The following is a 6,098-nucleotide window of genomic DNA, read 5'->3' as shown; positions in this document are numbered from 1 at the left end:
CCGGCGGGCCGCTTCGACCCCGATTCCCCGAACGGCTGAAAGGTCTCCTTCGTCAACCGTTTCGGCCCTACAATCCGCCGCAATTCGTGAAGCAGGCATCCTTGCCTGCTCAAGGGCTGGCGGGGATGCGCGCCGTGGATTTCCGCGAATGGATCGACGGCTTTGCTTCTGCTTTCTTGATGTCGCGGTGTGCAAGGTGTAGAAACGGGACCTATTTAAGAAGGGATAAAAGGATGGATATCAAGGCTTGGTTGAAAGATCGGATGGTTGCGGCGGAGGCCTATGACGCCGATGAGCTGCTGGCGCATTTTCTCGAAGAGATGGAAAAGGGGCTCGCCGGCGAGGCGAGCTCGTTGGCGATGATTCCGGCCTATGTCGGAACGGCGGGCAAGGTGCCCGCCGGGCGGTCGGTTGCGGTCATCGATGCGGGGGGCACCAACCTGCGCATCTGCACCGCCAAGTTCGACGACGCGGGGGGCATCGAACTCTCGAACTTCAGCAAGCAACCGATGCCGGGCCGCGACGAGGAAATCGCGGCGGCGGGATTCTACCGGGTGCTCGTCGATGCGCTCGAACCGATCCAGCACGAGTTCGAAAGCATTGGCTTTTGCTTTTCCTATCCCGCCGAGATCCTGCCGGACTACGATGGCCGCCTGCTGCACTGGACGAAGGAGATCAAGATTCCGGAGCTGGTCGGCAAGCAGATCGGCGCCGGGCTCCTCGCCGCGCTGGCGCAACGGGGCATCCCCGAAAAAAACGTCGTGGTTCTGAACGACACCGTCGCCTGTCTGTTGGCCGGGCTCGCGCAGGGGCAAACCTTCAACGCCTCGTCCTATGTCGGTTTCATTCTCGGAACGGGCACCAACACGGCCTATGTTGAAAGCAACGCGAACATCGGCAAGCTTGGCGGCGCTCTCGGTGCCGGGTCACAGGTCATCAACGTCGAGTCGGGCGGCTTTGCCGCGTTCGAGCGCGGTCCGTTCGATATCCGGTTGGACGAGCGTAGCGAAAACCCCGGGGGGCATGTTTTCGAGAAGACGATTTCCGGGGTTTACATGGGTTCCGTGGCGCTGGAGCTGTTCCAGGCATTGGCGCAGGAGGGGGTCTTTTCCAACGAAGGCGCCGCCTCGTTCGCGATCATGAACGAGCTCTCGACCATCCACATCGACAACCTGGCCGCCGGCAACGGCCGCGATGTCGGGGTGCTGGGCACGGAAGCCTTTACCGACGGCGATCGCGAAATCATGAAGGCGGTGTTTGGCGCGGTGGTCGACCGCGCCGCGTTGCTGACGGCCGTGAACATTCTGGCGGGGGTGTTGAAGGGCGGGGCGGGGCAGGATCCCGAACGGCCCGTCTGCGTCAACATCGATGGCTCGACCTACTACAAGACCTTCGGCATGGCCGAAAAGGTGCAGGCCTATCTCTCGGAAATGCTCTCCGCCCGTGGCCTCCACATCCGCTGCATCCAGGTCGACGACGCTCCCGTCGTGGGTGCCGCCATTGCCGGACTCACCACGTTCTAGGGAATTTCGTGCGGGATCTCCATTTCGCCGGCGTCGGTTTTCAGCCCGCCACGCTCAGGGAGTAGATCGTGACGGCGTTGAAGACGGCGTGCATGCCGATGCTGCTCCAGAGCGAGCCCGTCCGCCAGTAGGCCAGGCAGGTTCCGGTTGAAAGGATCATCAGCGAGAGGAACGAGTGGAAGCTGCCGCTTGCGAAGGTGATGTAGCCCGAAAACAGCAGGACGATCGCGAGCAGGGTCCGCGTCAGCAGCCGCAGCCTCGGATCCGCCGCCTTCCAGAATAGGGCGCAGACGACGGCGACCGCCGCGAACAGCAACATGAAGATGAAGAAGTGGAAGTGCAGCAGCGCGAACAGGCACGAAACCAGCAGAATGGCCGCCTTTGGCCCCATGTGCTTGATCAATGCGGGGAAGATGACCCCGCGGAACAGCAGCTCCTCGAAAAGGGGGGCCGCAAGAATGGCCATGATGGCAAACAGGATGCGCTCGGTCGGGTTGGACTCGACGAATTGCTGGGCGTTGTCCTGCAGGGGCATTTCGTAGCCGATCCATTTCAGCGCCGCGCCAACCAGCAGGAGCAGCGGGATGATCGAGAGGTAGAAGAGGGGGGCGAGCCCAAGGGTCTTGAGGTTCCGGATGCCCATTCCGAATCCGGATTCGATGGTCAGCTTGCGCCGCCGTGCCGTGGCGATGATGGCGCAGGAAACCAGGGTGTAGATCAGCAGGGCAATCCCCAGTTTGGCCACGGCAATCTGCTCTTCGTAAAAAAAGCGCCCGGTGAACATGGCGCCGACGAAGAGGGTGAGGTAGAGCAGGACGAGGCCGTAGATGTCGAAGAATCCCAGGGCCCGTTCGGACAATCGTTCGGTCAGGGCCACGTTTTCGGGCGGATTCTTCCGGTGGTGCAGCAGGAGCAGCAACGCCGCCAGCAGACCGCCCAGAAACAGAAGGTATTCGGGCGAGGCGAGCAGGTTGCAAAGGGCCGCTTTGGCGCTGGCGAGCAGTATTTCCATTCGGCCCATCATATTCGGCGGAGTGTTTAAATCAATTGCGAAAGCGCGGCGGGATCCCTATGCTCCTTTCATGATTACGCAAGAAAAATGGGAAAAGCTCCACGGGTGGATGGAAAAGCTCGGGATCAGCGAGCAGGAGATCGAGGAGCATTTCATCCGCGGCTCGGGCAAGGGCGGGCAGAAGATCAACAAGACCTCCTCCTGCGTCCAGTTGAACCACGCGCCCTCCGGCGCCGAGATCCGGTGCCAGAAAACCCGCTCGCAGGCCGACAACCGCTACTGGGCCCGCCGCGAGCTTTGCGAGCACGTCGAGGGGCAGCTCCTCGGCGAAAAAAGCGCCAAACAGCAGGCCTTCGAAAAAATCCGCCGCCAAAAACGCCGCCGTTCCCGCCGGGCAAAGGCCCGCATGCTCGACGACAAAGCGAAGCAGGGCCAGAAAAAGCGGCTGCGCGGCCGCATCCAGCCGGGGGATTGAACGGGGCCGACGGCCTACTCGTAGATGACGACGTAGCTGTTTTCCCGCAGGCGGGCGATCCAGCGTTCTTTCAGGCGGGCGCGCTCCTTGGCGGTGAGGGCGTTCTTGATATCGGCCCGAACCTCGTCGAAGGATTTATAGCCGGGTTGGCGGCGAGCCTCGACCTTGACGATGTAGAGCTGGTCGTCGGTTTCGATGATTTCGCTGATCTCGCCCGCCGGCAACACCTTGAGGGTTTCCTGCAGTTCGGGGCGCACGTCCTTGGGCTGCAGCCACTGGTATTCGCCGCCGTCGGCGGCGCGGCTCCCCTCGGAAACCTCCTTGGCGGTTTCGGCAAAGTCGGCCCCGTCGATCAGCCGTTGGCGGATCTTGCGGGCTTCTTCCATCTTGACGGCCTGGTCGGTCGGGGAGGTGCCCTTGTTCAGCACGATCACGCTGTGTTTGACCTTTTCGGGGATAAAATAGATTTCCTTGTTGGCTTCGTACTCCTCGCGCACCTGTTCCGGGGTGATGCGCGCGCGGCCGGTGACTTCCTGGCTGGTCATCATGCCGACGGCCATTTGCTCGCGGACGAAATCCATGTATTCCGCGCGCGTTTTTTTCTGCTGGGCGAGCACTTGCTCGAAGAGGGCCTCGTCGCCCTTGAAGCGCTGCTTGATCTCGTTCTTGATCTCGTCGTTCACGTACTGGTCCGGGATCATCCCGCCCCGGGCCTCGAAGGCTTCCATGATCAGCGCCCGCTCAACCAGTTCGTTGCGGGTTCTTCTGAACGCCTTTTCCACCTCTTCCTTGAGCTGTGCGCCCTTGTACTGGCGGTAGAGTTCCGGCAACAGCGGCGCCATGGCCTCGTTGACCTCGCCGACGGTGATTACCCGGGCGTTGACCTTCGCGGCATAGCCGTCGATCGGAAACGATGTTTGTTTCGGGGCAATGTTGGTTTGCCCGAGCGAGAGCGTGGCCGTGGCCAGCGTCAACCAAATGGAACGTGCGAATTTCATAGACCCAACACCATAGATAATGGGTCGCGCACGCGCAACGCCGAAAAGCGAATCCGCGAATATTCTTTACGCATTCCGGCCCAAGTGTGCTACAACCCGCGGCCATGACTGAAGAACATAGCGAATTCCCATCGAACGGGCGCGCGGGGATCGTCGCCATCGTCGGCCGCACGAACGTCGGCAAGTCCACGCTCGTCAACCACCTGCTGGGAGAAAAGGTCAGCATTGTCAGCGATACGGTGCAGACCACCCGCAACCTGATCCGCGCCATCCTGACCGAGGAGCGCGGCCAGATCGTGTTCCTCGACACCCCCGGCGTGCACAAGGCCCAGGGCGAACTCGGCAAAAACCTGAACAAGGCGGCGCGCTCCGCCGTACAGGGCGTCGATGCCATCCTGCTGGTGCTCGACGGCTCCTCCAAGCCGGAACTCGAAGACGACGGCTGGTTCCGCCGCCTTTGCCGCGAGGAGGTGCCGTGCATCATTGCCCTCAACAAAAGCGACCGGGGCCGCAACTTTGCCGGTGCGTACCAGGAGTTGTGGAAAGCGATCAAGGCCGAGAAGGAGAGCAATCAGGAACCCGTTTGGGCTTCGGTCTCCGCCTTGCAGGGTGAAGGCATGGCCGATCTGCTCGGCACGCTCTTCGAGTATACGCCCGTTGGGCCGCCGCTCTTCCCCGACGACATCCTGACCGACTACCCGCGCAAGCTGAACATCGCCGATGTCATCCGCGAAAAATATTTCCACCGCTTGGAGCAGGAGCTGCCCCACGCCGTTGCCGTTTGGGTCGAGGATATCATCGAAGAGGAAAAGAAATGGACCGTCGATGTCTCGGTGATGGTCGAGCGCCATTCCCAGAAGGGGATCGTGATCGGCGATAAGGGCCGGCTCATCAAATGGGTGCGGGAGCAGGCCGAGAAGGAGCTGTACGAAATGTACGGCGTCCGCTTCAAACTCAATCTATGGGTCACGGTCGAGAAAAACTGGCGCAAGAACTTCTGGATCCTCAAAAAACTGGGCTACGCCTAACCCGTCGATCGGGCGCAGCCGCCCCCCGGAACCGCAGGCACGCGCCGCGGCGGGAAACGGGGGTTCCTATCGGAGGTGGGCCACCACGCCCTGTTCGCCGAACGCAAACGGCACCTTTATGAAGGCGATCTTGCGGCCGATCTTGTCCGACTCCGCTTTGCGGGCGGCTTCGACCGCCTCTTCCTTGAGCGCCATGTCGCCGTTGGCGGCCTTGATCGCGGCCTCCACCGCGCGGAAGCGGGTGGTTTTGACGATTTCCGCCATTTCGAACAGGCCGAGCAGCAGGTTCGCGCCGTAGCCGCGGCCGATGACGTCGTAGCCCGGGCGGCCAAAGCCGTGGTCCGACTGCGGCGCATGGTCGGGGCGGAAGACGCCCTGCCAGCCGAGATCCACGAGGGTATGCACCACCTTGGCGAGCTCCTCGCGATGTTCGGCATGGTGCCCTTCGCGGAAATTCTTGCCGTCGGTTTCGATGGGGCGCAGGTGGATGTGCGGGAAAATGGCGTCGATCGACAATCCCTTCATTTGGCCGTAATCGGCGATTTCGCGGATGACGGTGGTGATGTCGCGGTTGTTTTCGTTGGCCATCAGCGAACCGATGCACAGGTTGACGCCGCAGCCGTGGTCGAGCAGGAACTTATAGCCTTGCGCGCCGCCGACGGCGCGCGGGGTGCCGAGGAAGGGGGTGAAGGCGGGATCGTCGGCGTGGCAGCAAAGCCGCACCCCGGCGGCGTTGGCGACGGGCACGACCGCGTCCAGGAAGTAGGCGATGTGCTCCCGGAGCACCTCCACCGACATGCCTTCGTATTTCGAGACCGCCGCGCGGAAATCGTCGAGCGTAAACCCTTCCTGCGCGCCCGGCAGCCCGGCGGTGATCATGGCGATCAGCCGCTGTTGGCGCTCCTCGTCGTGTTCGAGGTAGGTTTCCCAGTAGCGCTTGGCCTCCTCGGCTTCGGAGGCGGAAAACGAGCCGTCGTCGATATAATCCTGCACCGCGTCGTGGCGCTTGAGCAGATAGATGTCGAAGGCGGCAAAGGCCGCGTGGATATATTTCAGCGTTTT

Annotated in this window: 6 protein-coding genes; 3 read left to right on the top strand and 3 right to left on the bottom strand. The window is 62.0% G+C overall.

Features of this window, described 5'->3' with window-relative positions; genetic code table 11:
* Nucleotides 1–233: 233 nt before the first annotated feature.
* A complete protein-coding gene (locus ABYO54_RS12900; RefSeq protein ID WP_372808659.1) occupies nucleotides 234–1,523 on the top strand; it encodes a hexokinase in 1,290 nt (429 codons plus the stop codon).
* A 40-nt stretch (nucleotides 1,524–1,563) separates the two neighbouring features.
* Here ABYO54_RS12900 and ABYO54_RS12895 read toward each other — a convergent pair whose 3' ends face one another.
* Nucleotides 1,564–2,535: a lysostaphin resistance A-like protein gene (locus tag ABYO54_RS12895; RefSeq protein WP_372808658.1), complete on the bottom strand. Its 972-nt coding sequence runs from the start codon at nucleotides 2,533–2,535 to the stop codon at nucleotides 1,564–1,566.
* 70 nt (nucleotides 2,536–2,605) lie between these two features.
* On the opposite strand from ABYO54_RS12895, the gene ABYO54_RS12890 reads away from it, so the two are divergent.
* Nucleotides 2,606–3,010, top strand: coding sequence for a peptide chain release factor-like protein (locus ABYO54_RS12890; protein ID WP_372808657.1), 405 nt, complete (start codon nucleotides 2,606–2,608; stop codon nucleotides 3,008–3,010).
* 14 nt (nucleotides 3,011–3,024) lie between these two features.
* Here the strand turns inward: ABYO54_RS12890 and ABYO54_RS12885 are convergent, their stop codons facing one another.
* Entirely contained in the window at nucleotides 3,025–4,008 is a 984-nt protein-coding gene (locus ABYO54_RS12885) for a peptidylprolyl isomerase (RefSeq protein WP_372808656.1), read from the bottom strand.
* A 104-nt stretch (nucleotides 4,009–4,112) separates the two neighbouring features.
* Here ABYO54_RS12885 and era point away from each other — a divergent pair, with 104 nt between their 5' ends.
* Nucleotides 4,113–5,036 (top strand): GTPase Era, encoded by a 924-nt coding sequence (gene era, locus ABYO54_RS12880; protein WP_372808655.1) that lies wholly within the window; start codon nucleotides 4,113–4,115, stop codon nucleotides 5,034–5,036.
* A gap of 66 nt (nucleotides 5,037–5,102) precedes the next feature.
* Here the strand turns inward: era and ABYO54_RS12875 are convergent.
* A partial coding sequence (locus ABYO54_RS12875; RefSeq protein WP_372808654.1) for a mannonate dehydratase occupies nucleotides 5,103–6,098 on the bottom strand: 996 nt, incomplete at its 5' end.

The organism is Pontiella sp. (assembly GCF_041622395.1).
In the GTDB taxonomy this organism is placed as follows: domain Bacteria; phylum Verrucomicrobiota; class Kiritimatiellia; order Kiritimatiellales; family Pontiellaceae; genus Pontiella.
This window is presented reverse-complemented; position numbering and strand designations above follow the sequence as displayed.